This window comes from Achromobacter sp. UMC71 (assembly GCF_014170305.1).
GTDB lineage: Bacteria > Pseudomonadota > Gammaproteobacteria > Burkholderiales > Burkholderiaceae_B > Achromobacter.
Window position 1 is genome coordinate 199,311 of record NZ_LZZT01000010.1, and the last position, 22,848, is coordinate 222,158.

Genomic DNA, 22,848 nt, shown 5'->3' on the forward strand with positions numbered 1-22,848 from the left:
GGTCATGAGTTCTGGTTTGGATCTCAGTCAGTTTTACGAGACCTTTTTCGACGAGGCAGACGAGCTGCTCGCGCAAATGGAGCAGCTTCTGCTCGAGCTCGACGTGGGCGCGCCCGACATCGAGCAGCTCAATGCCATTTTCCGCGCGGCCCACTCGATCAAGGGCGGCGCGGCCACGTTTGGCTGCTTCACGCAGCTGGCGGGCACGACCCATCTGCTGGAAAACCTTCTGGACGCGATCCGCCGCGGCGAAATGGCGCTGCGCACGGACATGATTGATATCTTCTTGGAAACGAAAGACGTGCTCAAAAGCCAACTGGATGCCTATCGGGCCTCCGAAGAGCCCGATGAAGCCGTGTTTGAGCGTATCTGCGCGGTCTTGAGGCAGCTCGCCCTGGAGCACAAGGATCCCGCCGCCGAGTCGGCCCCGGCCCCCGCGCCCGCTCCGGCACAGGCGCCCGCGCCGGCCCCCGCACCGGTGCAGGCCGCCCCTGAACCCGCGGTATCGGCGGCGCCCGCCGCCGATACCGCCGGCCTGCCGCTGCGCGTGCGCATCACGAAGGTGTCCGACAAGGACGCCGAGTCGTTGCTGGAAGAAATGGGCAACCTGGGCCAGGTCAAGGCCAGCGAGCGCGCCAACGGCGTGCTGACCGTGTGGGTGGACAGCACCTGCACACCGGACGACATCGAAGCGGTGTGCTGCTTCATCGTCGACGCCGACCAGTTGAACATCGCCCGCGAAGCGGCCCCCGCCGCAGCGGCGCCGGCCGTGGCCGAGCCGGTTGCGGCCGCGCCCGTGGCCGCCCCGGAAGCGGCGCCTGCCGCCGCGCCGGCGGTGGCCGAATCCGCCGCCGCGGCCGAAGCCATCTCGCAGGCGGCGCGCACCAGCCGCGCCGCGGCGCCGGCCCATGCCGACAAGGAATCCACCTCGATCCGCGTGGGCGTGGAAAAAGTCGACCAGGTGATCAACCTGGTCGGCGAACTGGTCATCACCCAGGCCATGCTCGCGCAGACCGCGTCCACGCTGGATCCGGTGCTGCACGACCGCCTGCTCAACGGCATGGAACAGCTCGAGCGCAACGCGCGCGACTTGCAGGAAGCCGTCATGTCCATCCGCATGATGCCGATGGATTACGTGTTCAGCCGCTTCCCCCGCCTGGTGCGCGATATCGCCGGCAAGATGGGCAAGCAGATCGAACTGCAGACCTACGGCCGCGCCACCGAACTGGACAAGAGCCTGATCGAACGCATCATCGATCCGCTGACCCACCTGGTGCGCAACAGTCTGGACCACGGCATCGAAACGCCCGAAAAGCGCGTGGCCGCGGGCAAGGACCCGGTTGGCCAGCTGGTGCTGTCCGCCCAGCACAACGGCGGCAACATCGTGATCGAAGTGAGCGACGACGGCGCTGGCCTGAACCGCGACAAGATCCTGAAGAAGGCCATGGCCCAGGGGCTGCCGGTCAACGAGAATTCCCCTGACGACGAAATCTGGCAGTTGATTTTCGCGCCAGGCTTCTCCACCGCCGAAAAGGTCACCGACATTTCCGGCCGTGGCGTGGGCATGGACGTGGTGCGCCGCAATATCCAGGACATGGGCGGCCATGTGCAGCTGTCGTGCGAGCCGGGCAACGGCACCACGACGCGCATCGTGCTGCCGCTGACCCTGGCGATCCTGGACGGCATGTCGGTGCGGGTGGGCGAAGAAACCTTCATCCTGCCGCTGAACCATGTGACCGAATCGCTGCAGCCGACCAATGACCAGATCTATTCGGTGGCCGGCAACGAACGCGTGATGCACGTGCGCGGCGAATACCTGCCGCTGGTGGAAATGCACCGCGTGTTCTCGGTGGGCGAGGCGCAGACCGATCCGACCCAGGCCATCGCGGTCATCATGCAGGCCGAAGACCGCCGTTTCGCGTTGCTGGTGGATCACCTGATCGGCCAGCACCAGGTGGTGGTCAAGAACTTGGAATCCAATTACCGCAAGGTCCCCGGCATCTCCGCCGCCACCATCCTGGGCGATGGCAGCGTGGCGTTGATCGTCGACGTATTTGCGCTTGCGCGCGCCAACCGTGAACGTTGGTCGCAGCCCGAAGCCATTCTGAATTGATGGAGAAATAGCCCCATGGCAGCCAAACCGCAAGCGCAAGCCGCGCGCAATGAAGATGTCGGCAACGAGTTCCTGGTGTTTACGCTGGGCGACGAAGAGTACGGCATCGACATCCTGAAGGTGCAGGAAATCCGCGGCTACGACGCCGACACGGTGACCCGCATCGCCAACGTACCGCCGTTCATCAAGGGCGTGACCAACCTGCGCGGCATCATCGTGCCGATCGTGGACCTGCGCATCAAGTTCAACCTGGGCAGCGTCGAATACAACGAGCAGACCGTCGTCATCATCCTGAACCTGGATCGCCGCGTGGTCGGCATCGTGGTCGACGGCGTGTCGGACGTGCTGATGCTCAACGCCGGCCAGATCCGTCCGGCGCCCGAGTTCGGCGCCACCCTGTCCACCGAGTACCTGACGGGTCTGGGCACGGTCGATGAACGCATGCTGATCCTGGTCGACATCGAAAAGATGATGACCAGCGACGAAATGGCATTGGTGGAGAAGGCCGCCTCCTGATCGGAGCGGTCTGAACCTGGAAGGACGAGCGCGCCATATTGAACCCGATATGGCGCTTTCCTTAACGATTGCAGTCAGGAGTGGTTCTTGTGATGCGCAAGTTTTTCGCGAACATGACGATACGCAGCAGCCTGTTGTGGGTGCTGGCGTTCTTCTCATTCATGTTGGTGATTGGAGCGGCGCTCGGCGTGCTGTCGCTGCGCATCAGCAACGGGACCCTGGCGGAAATCAAGCAATCGCAGGAACTGGACGACGCGGTAGGCCGCGTCGTGTCCAGCTATAAGGATTCGTTGAATGGCCTGGGCCGCGCCGCGGCCGTCAACTATGCCGACATCGTGGGCAGTGTTGGCCAGCCTACGCTGCTGACGCAAGGCCTGTCGAGCGAAGCGGCCGGCTTGCTGGAGCGCGCCAAGGCGTCCATGAACAAGGGCCAGGCCGAATTCGATTTCTTCAAGACGCTGCCCAAGCCGCCCGAGGCGGCCGAGTCGCTCAAGGAAGTCGAGGATTCATACGCCGCGCTGGTCCAGCAGGGCCTGGCGCCGCTGGTCGCGTCGCTGGAAAAGGCCGACATGCCGGCCTACCAGGCCCAGGTTCAGAAGGTGCAGGACGCGCTGGAAGGGCGCTTCGCCCGTGCCGTCGAAGGGTTCGATTTCTGGCGCGCCAGCAAGATGCTGGACGCTTTCGAGGTGGCGCAGGTGCGCTACCAGTTCGTACTGATGGCCGTGGGCGCGGGCGGTGTGATCGCCGCATTGCTGGTGTTCGCCACCTATGTGTTCCTGCGCCGTCGCGTGCTGCAGCCGCTGAAGGAAGCCGGTCACCATTTCGACCGCATCGCCGGCGGCGATCTGACCGCCCGCATCGATGCCCGCAACACCAACGAGATCGGTCAGCTGTTCGCTGCGCTCAAGCGCATGCAGGAAAGCCTGACCCGCACAGTGGCGTCGGTGCGCCGCGGCGTCGATGAAATCAATGTAGGCTCGCACGAGATCGCGGCCGGCAATACGGATCTGTCCAGCCGCACCGAGCAGCAGGCGGCCTCGCTGGAAGAGACCGCGGCCTCGATGGAAGAGCTGGCTTCGACCGTGAAGCAGAACGCCGACAACGCGCGCCAAGCCAATCAGCTGGCCGCCAGCGCGTCGGACGTGGCCGAGCGCGGCGGTTCGGCGGTGGCCGAGGTGGTCAACACGATGCAGGGCATTTCTGCCAGCTCGCGCAAGATCTCGGAAATCGTGTCGGTGATCGACGGCATCGCGTTCCAGACCAACATCCTGGCGCTGAACGCGGCGGTGGAAGCCGCGCGCGCCGGCGAGCAAGGCAAGGGCTTTGCGGTGGTGGCGGGCGAAGTGCGCTCGCTGGCCCAGCGCAGCGCGCAGGCGGCCAAGGAAATCAAGGGCTTGATCGAGGATTCGGTGACCAAGGTCGGCGCCGGTTCGCAGCAGGTGGAACGCGCTGGCTCGACGATGCAGGAGATCGTGGCGTCCGTGAAGCGCGTGACGGACATCATGGGCGAGATCTCGGCGGCCTCGGAAGAGCAGTCCAGCGGGATCGACCAGGTCAACCGCGCGGTCTCGCAGATGGACGAAGTGACGCAGCAGAATGCGGCGCTGGTGGAAGAGGCGGCCGCCGCGGCAGGCTCCTTGCAGGAACAGGCGCAACGCCTGGCCGAAGCGGTGGCGGTGTTCAAGATCAACGCAGGTGAAGTCATTGAAGTGCCGGCGCACCGGCTGTCCTCGGGCCGTCCGGCCGCCGAGGACGACTCGCGGTTGCAAGCGCCTGACGCGCTTGCGCTTGGACACTGAGGGTAGCGGTGGCAACAGCGGCAAACACGGCGCCGTCCATTTCGGTGGACCGCCAATTCGATTTCCGGGACGCGGACTTTACCCGCGTGCGCAAGATGATTCACGCGCGCGCCGGTATTTCGCTGGGCACGCACAAGCGCGAAATGGTCTACAGCCGGCTGGCGCGGCGTCTGCGGGCCCTGGGCCGGCAAGACTTCGGCAGCTATCTGGACCAGCTTGAAAACGAGCCCGACGCGGCCGAATGGGAAGATTTCGTCAATGCCTTGACGACCAACCTGACGGCGTTCTTCCGCGAATCGCACCATTTCCCGATCCTGTCGGAATTCGCGCAAAAGCGCGGCGGTCCGGTATCGGTATGGTGCTGTGCGGCGTCGACGGGCGAAGAACCGTATTCCATCGCCATCACCCTGGCCGAAGCGCTGGGCCCGCGGGCCAGCGGCTGCACCGTGCTGGCCACCGATATCGACACCAATGTGTTGAACCGGGCGCGCACGGCGGTCTATCCGGCCGAACGGGTGGCCAAGATGGAAGACAGCCGGCTCAAGCGCTTTTTCCTGAAGGGCCGCGGCGCCAATGCCGGGCAGGTCCGGGTGCGCCCCGAGATCGCCGACATGGTGCGGTACGAAACGTTGAACCTGCTGGCGCCTTCCTGGCCGATCAGCGAGAAGTTCGACGTGATTTTCTGCCGCAACGTGATGATCTACTTCGACAAACCGACCCAGGCGAAGATTCTTGAGCGGTTCGTCCCGTTGCTCAAGCCGGGCGGCCTGCTGTTTGCGGGCCATTCCGAGAACTTCACCTATATCAGCCGGGATTTCCGTCTGCGCGGGCAGACAGTCTACGAATGCGCGGGTCGTGCGTAGGGCCTACGTAAGACCGAGGCGGCAAAACAATGCAGAAAATAAGAGTTTTATGTGTGGACGACTCCGCGCTGGTGCGCGGGCTGATGACGGAGATCATCAATAGCCAGCCGGACATGGAGGTGGTTGCGACCGCGCCTGATCCGCTGGTGGCGCGCGAGCTCATCAAGAAGCACAACCCCGACGTCCTGACGCTGGATGTGGAAATGCCCCGCATGGACGGGCTGGATTTCCTGGAAAAGCTGATGCGCCTGCGGCCGATGCCGGTGGTGATGGTGTCGTCGCTGACCGAGCGCGGCGGCGAAATCACGCTGCGCGCGCTGGAACTGGGCGCCATCGACTTTGTCACCAAGCCCAAGCTGGGCATCCGCGACGGGTTGCTGGAATACACCGAGCTCATCGCCGACAAGATCCGCGCCGCGTCGCGCGCCAAGTTGCGTGCGCCCAGCCCGCACGCCGCGCCCGCCGCGCCGTCGCCGATGCTGCGCCGGCCGCTGTCCAGCTCGGAAAAGCTGGTCATCGTGGGCGCGTCGACGGGTGGCACGGAAGCCATCCGCGAGGTGCTGCAACCCTTGCCGCCGGACAGCCCGGCTATCCTGATCACCCAGCATATGCCCGCCGGCTTCACCCGGTCGTTCGCGCAGCGCCTGGATGCGCTGTGCGCGGTGACGGTGCGCGAGGCCGTGCACGGCGAACGCGTGCTGCCGGGCCACGTGTACCTGGCGCCGGGCGGCGAAACGCACATGCGCCTGGGCCGCAGCGGCGCCAATTACGTGATCGAGCTGGAAGCCAGCGAACCCGTCAATCGCCACCGCCCGTCGGTGGATGTACTGTTTAATTCCGCCGCCGTGGCAGCGGGCAAGAACGCCATCGGCGTCATCCTGACCGGGATGGGCAAGGACGGGGCGGCCGGCATGCTAGCCATGCACCGCGCCGGCGCCCATACCATCGCCCAGGATGAAGCCAGTTGCGTGGTCTTCGGCATGCCCCGGGAGGCTATCGCGATAGGCGCGGCTGACGAAGTGGTGCCGCTGTCGGCGATGAGTGAGCGCATTCTGACTCGCCTGGGCGACCGGGGGCACCGCGTTTGACGCGGACGTCTCCCCGATCGGTCTCAAGCACATTTCTTTTGGAGTAGAAGATGGTAGACAAGGGCATCAAGATTCTGGTGGTGGATGATTTCCCCACCATGCGGCGGATCATCCGCAACCTGCTTAAAGAGCTGGGTTTCGAGAACGTGGATGAGGCCGAAGACGGCGCCATCGGCCTGGAAAAGCTGCGCAACGGCGGCTTCCAGTTCGTCGTGTCCGACTGGAATATGCCCAACCTGGACGGCCTGGAAATGCTCAAGCAGATCCGCGCCGATGCCGCCCTGGCTTCGCTGCCGGTGCTGATGGTGACGGCCGAGGCCAAGAAGGAAAACATCGTGGCGGCGGCCCAGGCCGGCGCCAACGGTTACGTGGTCAAGCCTTTCACCGCGGCGACGCTGGAAGAGAAGCTGGTCAAGATCTTCGAGAAAATTGCCGGCTGAGGTGCGTGAATGAGCACGACGCAGAATGTTGACCCAGCGGAATCCCCGGATCTGATCCACCGCATCGCCTCGCTGACCCGCATGCTGCGCGACAGCATGCGCGAGCTGGGCCTGGACCAGGCGATCAAGGATGCGGCCAACGCCATCCCCGACGCCCGCGACCGCCTGCGCTACGTGGCGCAGATGACCGAGCAGGCCGCCAACCGCGTGCTGAACGCGACCGAGGCGGCCGGCCCGATCCAGGACGGCATGTCGCGTACGGCGCAGGCGCTGGATGCCCGCTGGCAGCAGTGGTACGACCAGCCGCAGGAACTGCCCGAGGCCCGCGAACTGGTCAAGGACACCCGCGCCTTCCTGCAGGACGTGCCCAAGCAGACCCAGCAGACGCAGTCCAAGCTGATGGAAATCATCATGGCGCAGGACTTCCAGGACCTGACCGGCCAGGTGATTATGCGCATGATGGACGTGGTCGGCGCGATCGAACGCGAGCTGCTGCAGGTGCTGCTGGACAACGTGCCGCAGGAGCGCCGCGACGAGGCCAACAGCCTGCTCAACGGCCCGCAGGTCAGCCCGCAAGGCAAGACCGACGTGGTCACCAGCCAGGACCAGGTCGACGACCTGCTGGCCAGCCTGGGCTTCTGACCCGGCTCGGGCGGCGGCCGGGGCATCTCCCGGCCGCCGCCTTGCTTTACCGGGCATGGTCGTATTCCCTAAGGGTAGGAAGCGGCATGCGCGGGTAGACTGCACAACCATAAGAATCGGGGCCAGCAGTAGGAGACAGGGTGCGTCCCCCGCGCCCAGGCAACGGATGCCCATAGAAGGCGATCCGGGCCGCACAAGGAGGTGCATCTTGGCCAGATCCGTATTCGCATTCGGAGGCATCTGGGGTTTATTGCGCCGGCTCAATCGCGGCCGCGCTACGCTATCGGATCGTCCGCTATCCCTCAGTCCGGCCGCCTGGCCGCTGTACCGCTTCCTGGCGGGCATTCGCGGTCGCGTCGTGACCGTGCGGCAGTCCAGCATCGAAATCGCCCTGAACACCGCCCGCACCCAGTTCCAGGCGGGACGCTGCGCCGTGCTGGCCCAGGAACAGGCCCGCGCGGCCGAGGCCCTGGCTGCCAGCGGCGCGCAGATCGCGGCCCTGTCCGCGTCCACCTCGACCCATGCGCGCGAGATCGCGCAGGTGTCCGGGCAGAACTTGCAGGCGGCCGAGCAGGCGCTGGCGGAGCTGTCCGAGGTCAAGGAGCGGGTCGATCGCATGACCCGCGAGATGGCCGCCTTTACCGAGGTGGTGGCGCAGCTGACCGGCCGTGCGCGCTCGGTGGGCGACATCAGCAAGCTCATCAAGGACATCGCGCTGCAGACCCAACTGCTGGCGCTGAACGCCGGGGTCGAGGCGGCCCGCGCCGGCGACGCCGGGCGCGGTTTCGCGGTGGTCGCCAGCGAAGTCGGTCGGCTGGCCGAGCGGGTCAACGCGGCCACCAGCGACATCGGCCGTCACACGGGCGAAATGCTGGAGCTGGTCGATTCGACCCAGCGCCAGACCGGCACGCTGCGCGAAGACGTGGACGCCTCGGGCGCGGTGCTGGACAAGACCCGCCAGGATTTCCAGAATTTCGTGCGCGATTTTGGCGCCATGAACCGCCAGGTGGGCGAGGTGGTGCAGGCCATCGGCGAAGTCGACGCCACCAACCACGGCATGAGCCAGGACGTCAGCCGGATCGCCGCGCTGAGCGCCGACGTGCGCGAGCGCGTGGCCAGCATGTCGGGCGAGATCGACCGCATCCGGCGCCAGACCGAGAGCGTGCAGGAGGTGCTGTCCGACATGCGGACCGGCAACACGGCGTTCGACCGGCTGTCCGAGACGCTGGATGCGTTCCGGCTGGCGGCGATCCGGTTGCTGGCGCATGCCGGCGAGCGTGGCCTGGACGTATTCGACCGCCACTACCAGCGCATCGCCGGCAGCGAGCCGCCGCGCTATCACACGGCCTACGACCGCGGCATCGACGAGGCATTGACGCGCTTGCTGGACCGGGTGCTGGAGGCGGTGCCGGGTGGCAGCTATACGTTGCTGGTGGACAAGCGCGGTTACGCGCCGGCCCACAACAGCCGCTATTCGCACCCGCCCAGCGGCGACCCGGCCCAGGACATCGCCAGGGTGCGCCACAAGCGGATCTTCGACGATCCGGTCGGCGCCCGGCTGGCCGCCAACACGGAAACCCTGCTGTTTCAGACGTATTCGCGGGACACGGGGGAGATCGTCAATGACATTTCGGTACCCCTGTACCTGGACGGCGAGCACTGGGGCGCGGTGCGGATCGGGCTGGATTACGCGCGCTTCCAGGCCGCCCTGGAGGCCGCCGACCCTCATCGGCGGCCGCTGGCCGCGGCGGGCTGAAGCCAGTAGGGCAGCGGCGGGCGGCGGGCAGCGGCCGTGCCGCCAGGGCCGCGGCCGCCCGACCATCGCGGGTCCGGCCGGCCGCATCCGGGAATAGCGCCGCTTTCCCCCCGTTTCTTGGCTTATCGCCCAAGGCCCAGGCCTCCTAGAATCTCGGCGGGCAGCTCGTAATCCGTCAATCCGCGAGCCGCAACGACACCGCAGAGCATGGCCGAAGAAAGCGACCTCGAGAAATCCGAAGCCGCCTCTCCCAGGCGCCTGGAAAAGGCGCGCGAGGAGGGGCAGATTGCGCGTTCCCGGGAGTTGGGCACGTTCATGATGCTGGCCGCCGGTGTCGGGGCGATCTGGATGGGCGGCGGCTCGATTTATCAGGGACTGAGCGGGGTGCTGCGCAACGGGCTGGGGTTCGACCAGCGCGTGGTGACCGACCCCGGCGTGATGGTCGAGCTGGCGGTCAATGGCTTTGGCCACGCCCTGATGGTCGTCCTGCCGATTTTTGGGTTACTGGCGGTGATCGCCGTGCTGTCCAGCGTGCTGCTGGGCGGCATCGTCATCTCGGGCAAGCCGCTGTCGCCCAATTTCTCCAAGCTGAGCCTGTTCGCCGGGCTCAAGCGGATGTTCTCGGCGCAGACAGTGGTGGAGCTGGTCAAGGCGCTGGCCAAGGCCCTGCTGGTGGGCGGTGTGGCGGTGTGGATCATCTGGCGCTACCACGATGACATGCTGGGGCTGATGCACGTCGCGCCGACGGCGGCTTTGACCAAGGCCCTGACGCTGGTGGCGATGTGCTGTGCCTTCATCGTGGCGTCGCTGATGGTGATCGTGATGCTGGACGTGCCGTGGCAGGTCTGGAGCCACTTGAAAAAGCTGCGCATGTCCAAGGAAGACGTGCGCCAGGAACACAAGGAAAGCGAAGGCGACCCCCACACCAAGGCGCGCATCCGCCAGCAGCAGCGCCAGGCCGCGCGCCGCCGGATGATGTCCGAAGTGCCCGGCGCGGACGTGGTCGTGACGAACCCGACCCACTACGCCGTGGCGCTGAAGTACGAAGAAGACAAGAACGGCGCGCCGCGCGTGCTGGCCAAGGGCACGGGGCTGATCGCGCTGAAGATCCGCGAGCTGGCCGCCGAGCACCGCATTCCCACTTTGGAAGCGCCGCCGCTGGCGCGCGCCCTGTATCAACACGTCGAGCTGGGCAAAGAAATCCCGGCCGAGCTATATACCGCGGTCGCGGAAGTGCTGGCGTGGGTATTCCAGTTGCGCTCATGGCGATCGGGATGGGGGGTCGAACCGACGGCGCCCAAGTCCCTGGCTGTGCCCGAGGCGCTGGACCCGCAGGCAAAAACCGCAGCACAAGGAGTTTAAGGAATGAGCGCTTTGCTCACCATGTTGAAAAGCAGCGGAGGCACGCACGCGCGCCTTCTGGCCGGTCCCGTCCTGATCGTGATGGTGCTGGGCATGATGGTGCTGCCGCTGCCCACGTTTCTGCTGGACCTGCTGTTCACCTTCAACATCGCGCTGTCGGTGATGATCCTGCTGGTGGCCATGTTCACGCGCAAGCCGCTGGATTTCGCCGCCTTTCCGGCCGTGCTGCTGTTCGCCACGCTGCTGCGCCTGTCGCTGAACGTCGCCTCCACCCGGGTGGTGCTGCTGCACGGCCATACCGGCCCGGACGCCGCCGGCAAGGTGATCGAGGCCTTCGGCCACTTCCTGGTGGGCGGCAACTTCGCCGTCGGCATCATCGTCTTCATCATCCTGACGATCATCAACTTCATCGTCATCACCAAGGGCGCGGGCCGGATTGCCGAAGTCGGCGCGCGCTTCACCCTGGACGCCATGCCCGGCAAGCAGATGGCCATCGACGCCGACCTGAACGCCGGCCTGATCGGCGAGGATGAGGCTCGCCGGCGCCGCGCCGAGGTCTCGCAGGAATCGGACTTCTTCGGCTCGATGGACGGCGCCAGCAAGTTCGTGCGCGGCGACGCCATCGCCGGCCTGCTGATCATGGCGATCAACATCATCGGCGGTCTGATCGTGGGCGTGGCCCAGCACGATATGTCGATGAGCGACTCGGCCCGCGTCTACACGCTGCTGACCATCGGTGACGGCCTGGTGGCCCAGATCCCGGCGCTGGTGATCTCCACCGCCGCGGGCGTGGTCGTGTCGCGCGTGTCGACCGACCAGGACATCGGCCAGCAGATCATCAGCCAGCTGTTCTCGAATCCCGCCGTGCTGTTCCTGACGGCCGGCATCATCGGCATCATGGGCCTGATCCCCAACATGCCCCACGTCGCCTTCCTGACCCTGGCCGGCGGCCTGGCCTGGGGCGGTTGGGCGCTGCACAAACGGCGCAAGGCGGCCGAGCTGGCCGCCCGCGACGTGCCGCAGCAGGCGGTGACGCAGGCCCAGGCGGCCGCGGCCGAAGCCAGCTGGGACGACGTGTCGATGGTGGACCAGCTCGGGCTGGAGGTCGGGTACCGCCTGATTCCGCTGGTGGACCATGCCCAGAACGGCGAGCTGCTGCACCGTATCCGCAGCCTGCGCAAGAAATTCGCCCAGGACGTGGGCTTTCTGCCGCCGGTCGTGCACATCCGCGACAACCTCGAACTCAAGCCCAACGACTACCGCATCCTGTTGTCTGGCGTCGAGATCGGCCATGGCGTGGCCATGCCCGGCCAGTGGCTGGCGATCGACCCGGGCGGCGTGACCATGCAGATCAAGGGCACGCCGACCACCGATCCGGCTTTCGGCCTGCCGGCGCTGTGGATCGACGGCAGCCTGCGCGACCAGGCCCAGGTGGTGGGCTATACGGTGGTGGATGCGGGCACCGTGGTGGCCACGCACTTGAACCACTTGATGCACCGCCACGGCTCGAACCTGCTGGGCCGCCAGGAAGTCCAGCAACTGCTGGACCGCATCGGTCGCGACGCGCCCAAGCTGGTCGAGGACCTGGTGCCCAAGACCTTGTCGCTGACCGCGTTGCAGAAGGTGCTGCAGGGCCTGTTGGCCGAGGAAGTGCCGATCCGCGACATGCGCACCATCATCGACACCCTGTCCGAACACGGTCCGCGCCTGGCGGCGCTGGCGGCCGGTTCGGGCGGACAGCCGGACATCAACGAACTGATCGCGCTGACCCGCCGCTCGCTGGGCCGCGCTATCACCCAGCAATGGTTCCCGGGTGAAGGCGAACTGCGTGTGATCGGCCTGGACGTCAAGCTCGAACGCGTGCTGTCGCAGGCCCTGACCACCAGCGGCGGGCTCGAACCGGGCCTGGCTGACACGCTGCTGCGCGAGACGCAGGCCGCGGTCGAGCGCCAGGAATCGCAGGGCAACGCGCCGGTGCTGCTGGTGTCGCCGGTGCTGCGCGCGCCGCTGTCGCGCTTCCTGCGCCACCACTTGCCGCAGTTGGGTGTGTTGTCGAATACGGAAATTCCGGATGAGCGCATGGTCCGCGTGACCGCGCTGATCGGCGGAGGTAATGGTCAATGAAGATAAGCCGCTTTTTCGGGGCGAATAGCCGCGACGTCATGCGCCAGGTGCGCCAGGTGCTGGGGCCCGACGCCTTGATCGTGTCGAACCGCAGCGTTGACGGCGGCATCGAGGTGCTGGCTACGCTGGAGGGCGCGTTCGACGACGTGCCGCAGGAGACGCCGCGTCAGGCCGCGGAGCCCGCGCCGCAGCCGCCCGTGCGGCAAGCGCCGCCCGCTGCCGCGCCGCAGCCGTCCTATGTGGCGCCGCAGCCCGCTTACGCCGCGGCGCAACCCGCCTACGCGGCGCCGGCGCGGTCCATCGCTGCGTATCAATCGGCCTATGCATCGTCGACGATGCCGGAGCAGGACGAACCGCCGGCGCCGGTCGCCCGTCAGGCGCCGCCGCCGGCCGTGGCCGAGCCGCCCGTCGCGGCGCCCGCCGCCCCGGTGCGGCTGGAAATGCCCGCGTTGCCGTCGATGCCGCGTCCGGCGCCGGCCGTGCCGCAGCCGCCGATGGCGCGCCAGCCTGCCGCGCCGCAATCGCCGCCGCAACCTGCGCAGCAACCGCCCATGTCCCGCATGCCCGATGCGCCGCTGCGCAACGGTCCGGTGGTGCCGCCCGCGGTCCTGCCCGGCGACGCCGCGGCGGGTTTGCAGGATGCGATCAGCGCCTTGCGCGGCGCGCTCGAAAGCCGCATGGATGGCCTGCTGTGGGGCGGCCGCCAGGGGCCTGGCCGGGAGCCGGCCGGCGCTGCCTTGTTCCGCAGTCTGCTGGACGCGGGCTTCAGCACCAAGCTGGTCCGCGCCCTGGTCGAACGCATGCCCCAAGGCATGACGACCGAGGCCGCCTTGGCCTGGGCCCGCAATGAACTGGTGACGCACCTGCCGGTGCTGGGGTCGGAAGACGAATTCCTGGGCGGCGGCGTGTACGCGCTGGTCGGCCCGACCGGTGTCGGCAAGACCACCACGCTGGCCAAGCTGGCCGCGCGCTGCGTGGCGCGCGAGGGCCGCGAACAGGTGGCGATGCTGACCACCGACAATTTCCGGATCGGCGCGCTGGAGCAGCTGCAGATCTATGGCCGCCTGATGGGCGTGCCGGCGCACTCGGTGCGCGATGCGGGTGAACTGCGCCGCATCCTGGCCGAGCTGGGCAACCGCAAGATCGTGCTGATCGACACCACGGGCATCAGCCAGCGCGACCGCCATGTGGCCGAGCAGGCCGCGATGCTGTGCAACGCCGGCAAGCCGGTGCGCCGGCTGTTGGTGCTGAACGCCGCCAGCCAGGGCGACACCCTGGACGAAGTGGCGCACGCCTACCGCAATGGCGTGGGCGAGGACGTAGCGGGCTGCATCATCACCAAGCTGGACGAGGCCTCGCGCCTGGGCGCGGCGCTGGACACGGCGATCCGCCACCGGCTGCCGATCCACTATTCGTCGATCGGCCAGAAGGTGCCGGAGCACCTGGAACTGGCGCGCGCCGACGCGCTGATCGACCGCGCATTCGCCATGGTCGAACGCGCTCGCGCGCTATATACGCCCAGCGAGGCCGACCTGGCATCGCTGTGGGCGGCGCCGCGCGAAAGCGAGGCCGCCGATCCGGCGCGCCGCCGCCAGTTGCTGGCCTCCGCGATCCTGCGTCCGCAGGGCGGCGCGGCCGCGATCGACGCCGCGCAGAATCTGGACGACGCGATCAACTGGCTCGACAGCGACCCGGCCTGCGTCCAGGCCCGCGCATCGTGGCGCGAATACGTCAGCGACGGCGCCGGCTCCAGCCTGAGCGCGTTGGGCGAGGCGCCGCTGGCGATGGTGCGGCGCGAATTCTCCACCGTCTGCGGCCGCCACCTGCTGGCGATGCATGGCAAGACCACCATGAAGGGCGACGGCCTGCCCGGCGGCACGCTGCTCAGTTCCGTGCTGATGAGCGACCGCGGCGCGGCCATGGCGGCGCCGGCCCAGCAGCTGGTGCTGCCGCATGGCATGTTGTCGTCGTTCGACCCGGCCGCCGCCGCCCAGCCCGATACGGCGCTGGCGCTGGAGGCCCGGGTCCGCTGGCTGGGCACGCAACTGGACCGCTTGCCGGTGGTGCACATGCTGGAGGCCGGCACGTCGGCCCTGTGGCAAAGCCTGACCGGGCAGGGCGTGTCGTGGGTGGCGCGCAGCCCGGGCGGCTTGCGCGTGATCCAGGACGAATGCCCGACCAATCTGAATGCGGTGGGCAAGAGCGTCGGTTATCTGCCGGTGGGTCAGCCGGGCGACATGCCCGGCCTGCGCACCGTGGCCGGTGCGGCGCCGCTGGCGCTGTGGGCGTCGGGTACCGAGATCGGCTTACCCGGCCGGGGCGACGATACCCGCCTGCGGCTAGTGTGCGCCCGTCTGATCGACACGGCCAGCGGCGAGATCGCGGCCCAGCTGTTCGGCTTGACCAACCTGACGGCCACCCAAGCGGATGCGGCCACCGTGGCCCGCTGGCTGGTGCTGCAGGAAGAGGCGCGCGCCGGGTTCCGGTACATGGCCAACGCCTGGCAGGCGCTGCCCGCGGTGGACGGCGCGCACACCCTGGCGCGGCAGTCGCTGATGGCCGGCCAGCTGGGCGCCGCTTGCTGGCAACTGGCGCACGCGCCGGCCGCCGATTCGGCCCGCTCGACGCTGTCAGGCGTGGTCAGCGCGGACCGCAAGCTGCCGGGCCGCTTGCTGCCGGTGGCCTTGTTGAAGATGTTCGCCTTGCTGGAAATGGCTGAAGCGTAGGCCCCCGCGCCCCGCCTTGGGGCGGCGGGGCGGCTTCTTGCAGGGATTCCCAATGAAAACAGCCCGCACGAGCGGGCTGTTTTCATTGGGGCGGACTGCCGTCAGCCGGCGACGATGGGCTTGCGGCCCGGCGTGGCGCGGGCGCCGCGGCCCTGGGCGTCGTAGGTGGACGTGACGCCGACGCCGGCGATGCTGCGCAGCGCGTCCAGCGATTGCTGGTTGTAGCGCAGGTGCACGTCGATCAGCGCGCCGTTGCGCATATTGATTTCGTTGGCCGATGCCGACTTGCTCAGCAGAGCCTGCCAGACGCCGGACAGCTGCGGATGCAACACGGCGGCCTGTTCGGTGCCGGCGTGGCCGGCGGGCAGACCCAGTTCGGCCAGCAGGCCGTCACGGGCGTGGCTCAGGTCAACCAGTTGCTGGGCCACGTTGCCCTTGCGCTCGGTGACATCATGCAGCGCGTCGACGTTCCCCGGCCCGACCAGCACCTTGGTTTCTTCTTCCAGGATGGCGGAGAACTCGGTGATCAGGGCGTCTTCCTGCTTTAGGCAGGCTTGCAGGGACTCGACAGGGCTCATGGTCAGGCTTCTAGGCTGCTGGTCAAAAGGTAAAGCGGGCGGCTTACTTCAACAGGTCGCGGGCGCTGGCGATCAGGCCGTCAGCGATGCGGCTGGTATCGATCTTGAGCTGGCCCGAGGCGATGGCCGCGCGGATGGCGGCAACGCGTTCGACATTGATGTCGTTCGAGCCGTCCTGCAGGGCGAGCATTTTGCGCGAGGCCGAACTCAGCGCGACTTGCGAGCTGCTCGAACCGCTGCCGCCGCCGGCGCCGTAGGCCTGGGCGACCGAGGATTCGGCGCGGGGGCTGACGGCGTCGGCCGAGATGGGCCGGTTGGTGGTCGAATTGATTTTCAAGGTGTTCTCCGCAGGGCGTCCTGGGTCGGTTTGCGACGGATCCGCCTACTTATGTCTCTGTAACGACAGGGCTGGAAGGAACTTTAGGGTAGACGGAGCCTTGCCGCCGCGCGATATGTAACATAGCCTAAAGTTGTATTTCGACCAGACCAGCGTTGCGTACCACGCCGGTGACGACCTGTCCGCTGGCGGTGCGGACCTGGACGGTGGCGCCCGGCGCCGCGTTGTCCAGGGCCTGGCCCTCGCTGCTGACCACGAAGCCGTTGCCCCGGGCATTGATGCGCACATTCGAGCCGCGCGTCACCGATTGGGCGTTGCGCAGCGCGGCGCCCTTGACCGGCTGGCCGGCGTTGATCCGGTAGGCGGCCGTCATGCCCACCACCGTGTCGGGGTTGGTAATGACGCCCGGGGGCAGGGCGACCAGGTCGCCGTCGCGCGGCGACAGATCGGCGGGCGTCAGGGCCTGGCCCGCCGCGATCATGCGCGAGGCCACGTAGTAGTAGCCGGGCACGCTGACCGTTGCCTGTACGTAGGTGGTCCAGGGCTTGGGCGCATTGCAGCGCACGCCGACCGTCATGCGGGACCGCGGCTTCATGCCGGACGGCATAAACGGGGACATGGCATCGCAAGGCGCCAGCCGTTCGACCCGCGGCGGGTCGATGGCGACCGACGGCTGGCCGGGCAAGCCCGCCAGCTGTTCCAGCAGATAGGCCTGCGCGGCAATGACGATCGCCTCGGGCGCCTGGACGGCGCCCTCTTGCGCCTGGGCCGCCGCGGCGGGGGCCAGGAGCAGGGCGGCCAGGAAGGCGGCGCGCGCGCGGAGACTTGCGGGGAATTTCATGATGACTGAATTGTAGAAGCCCGCGTCACTTGGCAATACGTGAATTGGATGAGAAATGACGGGTTATTTGGCTGATTGTGTTGCGCCACCGGCCCCTATGATGCCGTCATCCAATGGGATAACGGTGTGTCCGCTGTCCCGGGTTTCATCCGTATTGAAGGCGATCCGATGCTAGACCGGCTTAACGAAGATTTCCGCTTCTACCAGCAGTCCCTGGGACTGCGCGCGCAGCGCCAGGAAGTGCTGTCCTCGAACATCGCCAATGCCGACACGCCGAACTACAAGGCGCGCGATTTCGATTTCAAGGCGGCGATGCAGAACGCCATGGAAGGTTCCAAGCGCCTGCCGGACACCTCGCTGACGCTGACCTCCGCGCGCCACATTCCGGCCAAGGCCGTGTCGCAAGGTCCGACGGACCTGCTGTACCGCCTGCCGTACCAGCCCAGCCTGGACGGCAACACGGTGGACATGGACATCGAGCGCGTCCAGTTCGCCGACAACACTTTGCACTATCAAAGCACCATGCAGCTGCTGTCGGGCCGTATCCGGACCATGATGGCCGCCATCCAGGATTGATTTTTTCAGGGAGCCGCAGGCAATGTCCTTGTTGAGCATTTTCGATATCGCCGGTTCGGCGCTTAGCGCGCAATCGCAGCGCATGAACGTGGCGGCCAGCAACATGGCCAACGCCGACAGCGTGGTCGGGCCCGACGGCCAGCCGTACCGCGCGCGCCAGGTGGTGTTCCAGGTCAATCCTTCGGCCGGGCAGGCGCTGGGCCAGGAGATCGGCGGCGTGCGCGTGGCCGGCGTGATCCAGGACCAATCGCCCATGAAGCAGGTCTACGACCCCAAGCATCCGCTGGCGGACGCCCAGGGTTACATCAGCATGCCCAACGTCGATCCGGTGGCCGAAACGGTCAACATGATCGCCGCGTCGCGGTCGTACCAGGCCAACGTCGAGGTGCTGAACACCGCCAAGAGCCTGATGCAGAAAACGCTGACCATCGGTCAGTCCTGATCCCCAGATTCCGCGCGCCGCGCCGCCCGCGCGGAATAATCCAGACAAAGTGAATTCATGACCACCGTCGACCAATCCACGAGCAAGACCGGCCTGGGCCTGGCGCAATCGGGCGCCAACGGATCGTCCACCGCGCAAGGGCTGCAGGACCAGTTCCTGAAGCTCCTGGTGACGCAGCTGAAGAACCAGGATCCCCTGAACCCCATGCAGAACGCCGAGCTGACGTCGCAGCTGGCGCAGATCTCCACGGTGGAAGGCATTAACAACCTGAAGAACACGATGCTGGCCATCAGCGGCCAGATCGACGTGTCGCAGTCCATGAACGCGGTCGCGATGATCGGCAAGGGCGTGCTGATTCCGGGTTCGACGGTCAAGGTGGGCGTGGACGCCGAGCATCCGTCCGAACGCGTGGTGACGCCTTACGGTATCGACCTGCAGGGCGACGCCACCAAGGTGCAGGTGCGTATTTCGGACGCCAACGGCGCGGTCATCCGCACGATGGACCTGGGCCAGAAAGAAGCCGGTGTCTACACGCTGGACTGGGACGGCAAGAACGACGGCGGCCTGGCGATGGAGCCGGGCGCCTACACCGTGTCCATTTCGGCGTCGGACGCCGATGGCAAGAAGGTTTCCGCTGAAGTGCTGAAGTATGGCCAGGTCAAGAGCGTGGCGTACTCCACCAATGGCCTGCGTCTGGACATGGGCCTGGACGGCCAGACCAGCATGCTGGATGTGCGCAAGGTGATCGGCGCCTGACCTGGGCCGGTTTGATTATCAGCCGGCGCCACGGCGGCGGTTTCCACATTAGAGATTAGCGAGAGAAAACATGGGCTTCGGACAAGGATTGAGCGGCTTGAATGCCGCGGCGCAGAACCTGGACGTCATCGGCAACAACATCGCCAACTCGGGCACCGTCGGCTTCAAGTCGTCGACCGCGTCGTTCGCCGACGTGTACGCCAGTTCGCGCGTGGGCCTGGGCACCAAGGTGTCGGCGATCACCCAGCGCTTCACCGTGGGCACGGTCAACGGCGGCGGCGGCGAATACGACATCGCCATCGACGGCGCCAAGGGCATGTTCCGCGTGACCGACCAGAGCGGCGCGGTGATGTACACCCGCAACGGCGAATTCCTGGTCGACAAGAACAATTTCATCGTCAACGCCCAAGGCTACCGCCTGACGGGCTACCCGGCCGGCGCCATCGGCGCCAATCCGGTCGAACTGCAACTGCCGACCGCCAACGTGGCCCCCAAGGCAACCACCACCGCCACCACCGTGGCCAACCTGGACGCCAACGCCAAGGTCATCTACGAAACCAATACCGTGACCTCGCCGGCCGTGAACGGCTCGGTGACGCTGACTGGCACCACGCCGCCGTCGCCCGCCACGCAATACGACTTCACGCGTGATCCGGTCGGCAACATCGTGTGGGTGAACCAGCCGCCGGCCGGCACCTACGGCGCCGCGCCCAACCTGATCACCGTCGACGCCGCCGGCGCCGTCACCACGGGCGACCTGGCCCAGGTGCCCGGCTACAAGAACTACACGGCCGCCGTCACTGAAGTCGGCAAGCCGTTCGACCCCAAGGTCACCAGCAGCTACACCAACGCTTCGCCCATGACGGTCTATGACTCGCTGGGCAACTCGCACCAGGTGATGCAGTACTTCGTCAAGCGCGCGGCCGACGCCGCGGGCAACAGCACCTACGACGTGTACTACACGATGGACGGCCAGGCCATGGCCCCCACCACCGAGGCGGCCGGCACGTGGGGCAACCCGACCAAGTTCACTTTCAACAAGGCCGGCGTGATGACCAGCGCCACCACCGTGAACCTGTCGTTCGCCACCCCGGGCGGCGGCACCACGCCCGCCGATCCCCTGGCCATCGCCGTGAACTACACCGGCACCACCCAGTACGGCAGCGCCTACGCGCTCAAGTCCGTGCCGGACGGCTACACCTCGGGTGAGTTCCGCGGCATCAACATCGGCGCCGACGGCAGCCTGGTGGCTGACTACACCAACGGCGAAACCTCCATCGTGGGCACGATCGTACTGGCCGACTTCGCCAACCTGCAGGGCCTGCAGCCGGTGGGCAACAACGCCTGGAAGGAGACCTCGACCTCGGGCCAGCCGATCCTGGGCCAGCCGGGCAGCAACGGTCTGTCGAAGGTAGTGGGCCAGGCGACCGAAGCCTCGAACGTGGACATGAGCAAGGAGCTGGTCAACATGATCATCGCCCAGCGCACCTACCAGGCCAACTCGCAGACCATCAAGACCCAGGACGAAATCATGCAAGTCCTGATGAACCTGAAGTAATGCCTGACGGGCACGCGACGACACCGACGGAATAGGCAATGGATCGAATCATCTACACCGCCATGAATGGCGCAGCGCGGATCACGGAGCATCAGGCCGCGCTCTCCAACAACATGGCCAACGTGAACACGCCGGGCTTTCGCGAGCAGATCGCGCTGTACCGGTCGGTTCCGGTGAACGACGGCGTGAGCCTGCCGACGCGTGTTTCGACGGTGGCGTCGACGCCCCGCAACAACTTCGAGATGGGCAATATGCAGACCACGGGCCGCGACCTGGACGTGGCGCTGGCGAGCTCGAACGGCTGGATCGCCGTACAGACCCCGCAGGGCGAGGCCTACACTCGCGCCGGCAGCTTGCAGGTGGGCGTGAACGGCCTGTTGCAGACGTCGCTGGGCCAGCCGGTGATGTCCGACCAGAACGGCATCATCGACGTGCCGGACCAGGCCGCGCTGACCATCACCTCCGACGGCACGATCACCGCCATCGGCGCGGGCGACGCGCCCAACAACATCCTGAACCTGGGGCGCATCAAGCTGGCCAATCCGCCGGAAGCGCAACTGGTGCATGGCGACGACGGCGTGTTCCGTTTGGCGCCGGTCAATGGCCAGCCCGCGCCGCCGGCGCCGGCCGACCCCAGCCTGCGCGTATTGTCGGGCGTGCTGGAAGGCAGCAACACCAATCCCATGGCGGCGATGGTGGGCATGATTGAAAACGCCCGCCGCTTCGAGCAGCAGATGCAGGTGGTGCAGCAGGCGGATCGCAACGCCGAACGCGCCAACGGCATCTTGTCGGTCAGCTGATTCCCGAATAAAAATTTTCGCGCGCGGCCGGGCCGCCGCGGCAGGAGTACTTCATCATGATGCGTTCACTGTGGATTGCCAAGACGGGCCTGGAAGGTCAACAGACCTCGATGGACGTGATTTCCAACAACTTGGCCAACGTCTCGACCAACGGGTTCAAACGCGGCCGCGCCGTGTTCCAGGACCTGATGTACCAGACCCTGCGCCAGCCGGGCGCCCAGGTGGGCGATGCCACCCAGCTGCCGTCGGGCCTGCAACTGGGTACCGGCGCGCGCGTGGCTGCGACCGAGCGCATCCACACCACGGGCGGCCTGAACAATACGGGCGGCGAACTGGACGTGGCGATCAACGGCCGCGGCTTCCTGCAGGTGGAACTGCCTGACGGCACCCAGGCCTACACGCGCGACGGCGCGCTGCAACGCGACCAGAACGGCCAGCTGACCACGGTCAGCGGCTATGTGATCCAGCCGCCGATGAACGTGCCGGACAACGCCTTGTCCATCTCTATCGGCAAGGACGGCATCGTGTCGGTGACCCAGCCTGGCGCCGCCGGTGTGAACGTGCAGATCGGCCAGTTGCAGATCGCCACGTTCATCAACCCGACCGGCCTGCAAAGCGTGGGCGAGAATCTGTACCTGGAAACCGACGCGTCGGGTCCGGCCAACCTGCTGCAGCCCGGCGTGGACGGCGCGGGCACGTTCCTGCAGAACTACGTCGAAACCTCCAACGTGAACGTCGCTGAGGAACTGGTCAACATGATCACTACGCAGCGCGCCTACGAAATGAACAGCAAGGCCGTCAAGACCTCGGACGAAATGCTGGCCCGCCTGACCCAACTGTGATGCCCATGTCTGTCCTGCGCCTGGTTTCGAGTGCGGCCCTGGCTTTGCTGGTGGCCGGTTGCGCCATGATTCCGCCCGAGCCCATCGTGACCGGGCCGACGACGGCGGCACCGCCGCCGCCGCCGATGCCCATGGCGCAGCCCACGGGCTCGATCTACCAGCCCACGACGTACGGCAACTATCCGCTGTTCGAGGACCGCCGGCCGCGCAATGTCGGCGACATCGTCACCATCGTGCTCAACGAGAAGACGAACGCTTCCAAGAACGTCGCCACCAACACCAACCGCAGCGGCAACGCCAGCCTGGGCATCGCCGCCGCGCCGTCCTTCATGGACAGCTGGGCCAATGCCAACCTGAACCTGGACGCCAAGGGCGGCAACGTGGCGCAGGGCAAGGGCGACAGCACCGCCAACAACGCCTTCACCGGCACCATCACCACCACGGTGGTGGGGGTGATGTCCAACGGCAACCTGCAAGTGGCCGGCGAAAAGCAGATCGCCATCAACCGGGGCAGCGAGTACGTGCGCTTTGCCGGCGTGGTGGATCCGCGCTCGATCACCGGAACGAACACTGTGTCGTCCACCCAGGTGGCTGACGCCCGCATCGAATACCGCAGCAAGGGCGTCATGGACGAAGTCCAGACCATGGGCTGGCTGCAACGCTTCTTCCTGATCGCCTCGCCGTTCTGA

21 protein-coding genes are annotated in these 22,848 nt (G+C 66.7%); 18 read left to right on the forward strand and 3 right to left on the reverse strand.

The features are described from left to right. The first annotated feature begins 4 nt into the window (after positions 1–4). The 11 genes from cheA to flhF all read left to right on the forward strand — a co-directional run bounded on the left by cheA (position 5) and on the right by flhF (position 15,429). The gene (cheA, locus tag A9974_RS04390) at positions 5–2,113 is read left to right on the forward strand and encodes a chemotaxis protein CheA (protein ID WP_183002925.1); all 2,109 of its coding nucleotides are present in this window, start codon (positions 5–7) and stop codon (positions 2,111–2,113) included. Positions 2,114–2,128: 15 nt separating this feature from the next. Continuing rightward, complete coding sequence (cheW, locus tag A9974_RS04395; protein ID WP_025138907.1) at positions 2,129–2,629, forward strand: chemotaxis protein CheW; 501 nt, start codon at positions 2,129–2,131, stop codon at positions 2,627–2,629. A gap of 92 nt (positions 2,630–2,721) precedes the next feature. Continuing rightward, on the forward strand, positions 2,722–4,428 hold the full coding sequence (locus A9974_RS04400) for a methyl-accepting chemotaxis protein (RefSeq protein WP_183002926.1): 1,707 nt from the start codon (positions 2,722–2,724) through the stop codon (positions 4,426–4,428). 8 nt (positions 4,429–4,436) lie between these two features. Next, positions 4,437–5,291, forward strand: a complete 855-nt coding sequence (locus A9974_RS04405) for a CheR family methyltransferase (RefSeq protein ID WP_183002927.1) — start codon at positions 4,437–4,439, stop codon at positions 5,289–5,291. A 29-nt stretch (positions 5,292–5,320) separates the two neighbouring features. Continuing rightward, on the forward strand, positions 5,321–6,379 hold the full coding sequence (locus A9974_RS04410; RefSeq protein WP_183002928.1) for a chemotaxis response regulator protein-glutamate methylesterase: 1,059 nt from the start codon (positions 5,321–5,323) through the stop codon (positions 6,377–6,379). Positions 6,380–6,429: 50 nt separating this feature from the next. After that, positions 6,430–6,819 (forward strand): chemotaxis response regulator CheY, encoded by a 390-nt coding sequence (gene cheY / locus A9974_RS04415; protein ID WP_025138903.1) that lies wholly within the window; start codon positions 6,430–6,432, stop codon positions 6,817–6,819. Positions 6,820–6,828: 9 nt separating this feature from the next. Further along, positions 6,829–7,461, forward strand: a complete 633-nt coding sequence (gene cheZ, locus A9974_RS04420) for a protein phosphatase CheZ (protein WP_183002929.1) — start codon at positions 6,829–6,831, stop codon at positions 7,459–7,461. Positions 7,462–7,669: 208 nt separating this feature from the next. Continuing rightward, positions 7,670–9,217, forward strand: a complete 1,548-nt coding sequence (locus tag A9974_RS04425; protein WP_220805833.1) for a methyl-accepting chemotaxis protein — start codon at positions 7,670–7,672, stop codon at positions 9,215–9,217. Positions 9,218–9,424: 207 nt separating this feature from the next. Beyond that, positions 9,425–10,579: a flagellar biosynthesis protein FlhB gene (flhB, locus tag A9974_RS04430; RefSeq protein ID WP_183002930.1), complete on the forward strand. Its 1,155-nt coding sequence runs from the start codon at positions 9,425–9,427 to the stop codon at positions 10,577–10,579. A gap of 3 nt (positions 10,580–10,582) precedes the next feature. Then, complete coding sequence (gene flhA, locus A9974_RS04435) at positions 10,583–12,703, forward strand: flagellar biosynthesis protein FlhA (protein ID WP_183002931.1); 2,121 nt, start codon at positions 10,583–10,585, stop codon at positions 12,701–12,703. Beyond that, positions 12,700–15,429, forward strand: a complete 2,730-nt coding sequence (gene flhF, locus A9974_RS04440; protein WP_183002932.1) for a flagellar biosynthesis protein FlhF — start codon at positions 12,700–12,702, stop codon at positions 15,427–15,429. The genes flhA and flhF overlap by 4 nt, the downstream gene beginning before the upstream one ends. A 101-nt stretch (positions 15,430–15,530) precedes the next feature. Here the strand turns inward: flhF and A9974_RS04445 are convergent, their stop codons facing one another. The 3 genes from A9974_RS04445 to flgA form a co-directional block, all read right to left on the reverse strand. Beyond that, on the reverse strand, positions 15,531–16,007 hold the full coding sequence (locus A9974_RS04445) for a flagella synthesis protein FlgN (protein ID WP_183002933.1): 477 nt from the start codon (positions 16,005–16,007) through the stop codon (positions 15,531–15,533). Between the two features lie 43 nt (positions 16,008–16,050). After that, positions 16,051–16,344, reverse strand: a complete 294-nt coding sequence (gene flgM / locus A9974_RS04450; RefSeq protein ID WP_183002934.1) for a flagellar biosynthesis anti-sigma factor FlgM — start codon at positions 16,342–16,344, stop codon at positions 16,051–16,053. A 127-nt stretch (positions 16,345–16,471) separates the two neighbouring features. Continuing rightward, a complete protein-coding gene (gene flgA / locus A9974_RS04455) occupies positions 16,472–17,185 on the reverse strand; it encodes a flagellar basal body P-ring formation chaperone FlgA (RefSeq protein ID WP_183002935.1) in 714 nt (237 codons plus the stop codon). Positions 17,186–17,353: 168 nt separating this feature from the next. Between flgA and flgB the strand changes: the two genes are divergently transcribed. The 7 genes from flgB to A9974_RS04490 all read left to right on the forward strand — a co-directional run bounded on the left by flgB (position 17,354) and on the right by A9974_RS04490 (position 22,848). Beyond that, on the forward strand, positions 17,354–17,761 hold the full coding sequence (gene flgB, locus A9974_RS04460) for a flagellar basal body rod protein FlgB (protein ID WP_183002936.1): 408 nt from the start codon (positions 17,354–17,356) through the stop codon (positions 17,759–17,761). Between the two features lie 22 nt (positions 17,762–17,783). Then, the gene (flgC, locus tag A9974_RS04465) at positions 17,784–18,203 is read left to right on the forward strand and encodes a flagellar basal body rod protein FlgC (protein WP_183002937.1); all 420 of its coding nucleotides are present in this window, start codon (positions 17,784–17,786) and stop codon (positions 18,201–18,203) included. A gap of 57 nt (positions 18,204–18,260) precedes the next feature. Next, positions 18,261–18,959 (forward strand): flagellar hook capping FlgD N-terminal domain-containing protein, encoded by a 699-nt coding sequence (locus tag A9974_RS04470; protein WP_183002938.1) that lies wholly within the window; start codon positions 18,261–18,263, stop codon positions 18,957–18,959. Positions 18,960–19,029: 70 nt separating this feature from the next. After that, positions 19,030–20,517 (forward strand): flagellar hook-basal body complex protein, encoded by a 1,488-nt coding sequence (locus A9974_RS04475; RefSeq protein WP_183002939.1) that lies wholly within the window; start codon positions 19,030–19,032, stop codon positions 20,515–20,517. 38 nt (positions 20,518–20,555) lie between these two features. Further along, positions 20,556–21,317, forward strand: a complete 762-nt coding sequence (locus A9974_RS04480) for a flagellar basal body rod protein FlgF (protein WP_054435491.1) — start codon at positions 20,556–20,558, stop codon at positions 21,315–21,317. A gap of 56 nt (positions 21,318–21,373) precedes the next feature. After that, the gene (gene flgG, locus A9974_RS04485; RefSeq protein WP_183002940.1) at positions 21,374–22,159 is read left to right on the forward strand and encodes a flagellar basal-body rod protein FlgG; all 786 of its coding nucleotides are present in this window, start codon (positions 21,374–21,376) and stop codon (positions 22,157–22,159) included. Continuing rightward, on the forward strand, positions 22,159–22,848 hold the full coding sequence (locus A9974_RS04490; protein ID WP_025138890.1) for a flagellar basal body L-ring protein FlgH: 690 nt from the start codon (positions 22,159–22,161) through the stop codon (positions 22,846–22,848). Before flgG ends, A9974_RS04490 begins: the two co-directional genes overlap by 1 nt.

What these genes read in the sequence shown, in the direction of transcription:
- A9974_RS04480 (WP_054435491.1), top strand. Translation starts at nt 20,556, where the DNA reads ATGGATCGAATCATCTACACCGCCATGAATGGCGCAGCGCGGATCACG.
- flgG (WP_183002940.1), top strand. Translation starts at nt 21,374, where the DNA reads ATGATGCGTTCACTGTGGATTGCCAAGACGGGCCTGGAAGGTCAACAG.
- flhA (WP_183002931.1), top strand. Translation starts at nt 10,583, where the DNA reads ATGAGCGCTTTGCTCACCATGTTGAAAAGCAGCGGAGGCACGCACGCG.
- flgB (WP_183002936.1), top strand. Translation starts at nt 17,354, where the DNA reads ATGCTAGACCGGCTTAACGAAGATTTCCGCTTCTACCAGCAGTCCCTG.
- A9974_RS04400 (WP_183002926.1), top strand. Translation starts at nt 2,722, where the DNA reads ATGCGCAAGTTTTTCGCGAACATGACGATACGCAGCAGCCTGTTGTGG.
- A9974_RS04445 (WP_183002933.1), bottom strand. Translation starts at nt 16,007, where the DNA reads ATGAGCCCTGTCGAGTCCCTGCAAGCCTGCCTAAAGCAGGAAGACGCC.
- flgA (WP_183002935.1), bottom strand. Translation starts at nt 17,185, where the DNA reads ATGAAATTCCCCGCAAGTCTCCGCGCGCGCGCCGCCTTCCTGGCCGCC.
- A9974_RS04475 (WP_183002939.1), top strand. Translation starts at nt 19,030, where the DNA reads ATGGGCTTCGGACAAGGATTGAGCGGCTTGAATGCCGCGGCGCAGAAC.
- cheA (WP_183002925.1), top strand. Translation starts at nt 5, where the DNA reads ATGAGTTCTGGTTTGGATCTCAGTCAGTTTTACGAGACCTTTTTCGAC.
- flhB (WP_183002930.1), top strand. Translation starts at nt 9,425, where the DNA reads ATGGCCGAAGAAAGCGACCTCGAGAAATCCGAAGCCGCCTCTCCCAGG.
- cheZ (WP_183002929.1), top strand. Translation starts at nt 6,829, where the DNA reads ATGAGCACGACGCAGAATGTTGACCCAGCGGAATCCCCGGATCTGATC.
- cheW (WP_025138907.1), top strand. Translation starts at nt 2,129, where the DNA reads ATGGCAGCCAAACCGCAAGCGCAAGCCGCGCGCAATGAAGATGTCGGC.
- flgC (WP_183002937.1), top strand. Translation starts at nt 17,784, where the DNA reads ATGTCCTTGTTGAGCATTTTCGATATCGCCGGTTCGGCGCTTAGCGCG.
- flhF (WP_183002932.1), top strand. Translation starts at nt 12,700, where the DNA reads ATGAAGATAAGCCGCTTTTTCGGGGCGAATAGCCGCGACGTCATGCGC.
- cheY (WP_025138903.1), top strand. Translation starts at nt 6,430, where the DNA reads ATGGTAGACAAGGGCATCAAGATTCTGGTGGTGGATGATTTCCCCACC.
- A9974_RS04470 (WP_183002938.1), top strand. Translation starts at nt 18,261, where the DNA reads ATGACCACCGTCGACCAATCCACGAGCAAGACCGGCCTGGGCCTGGCG.
- A9974_RS04410 (WP_183002928.1), top strand. Translation starts at nt 5,321, where the DNA reads ATGCAGAAAATAAGAGTTTTATGTGTGGACGACTCCGCGCTGGTGCGC.
- A9974_RS04490 (WP_025138890.1), top strand. Translation starts at nt 22,159, where the DNA reads ATGCCCATGTCTGTCCTGCGCCTGGTTTCGAGTGCGGCCCTGGCTTTG.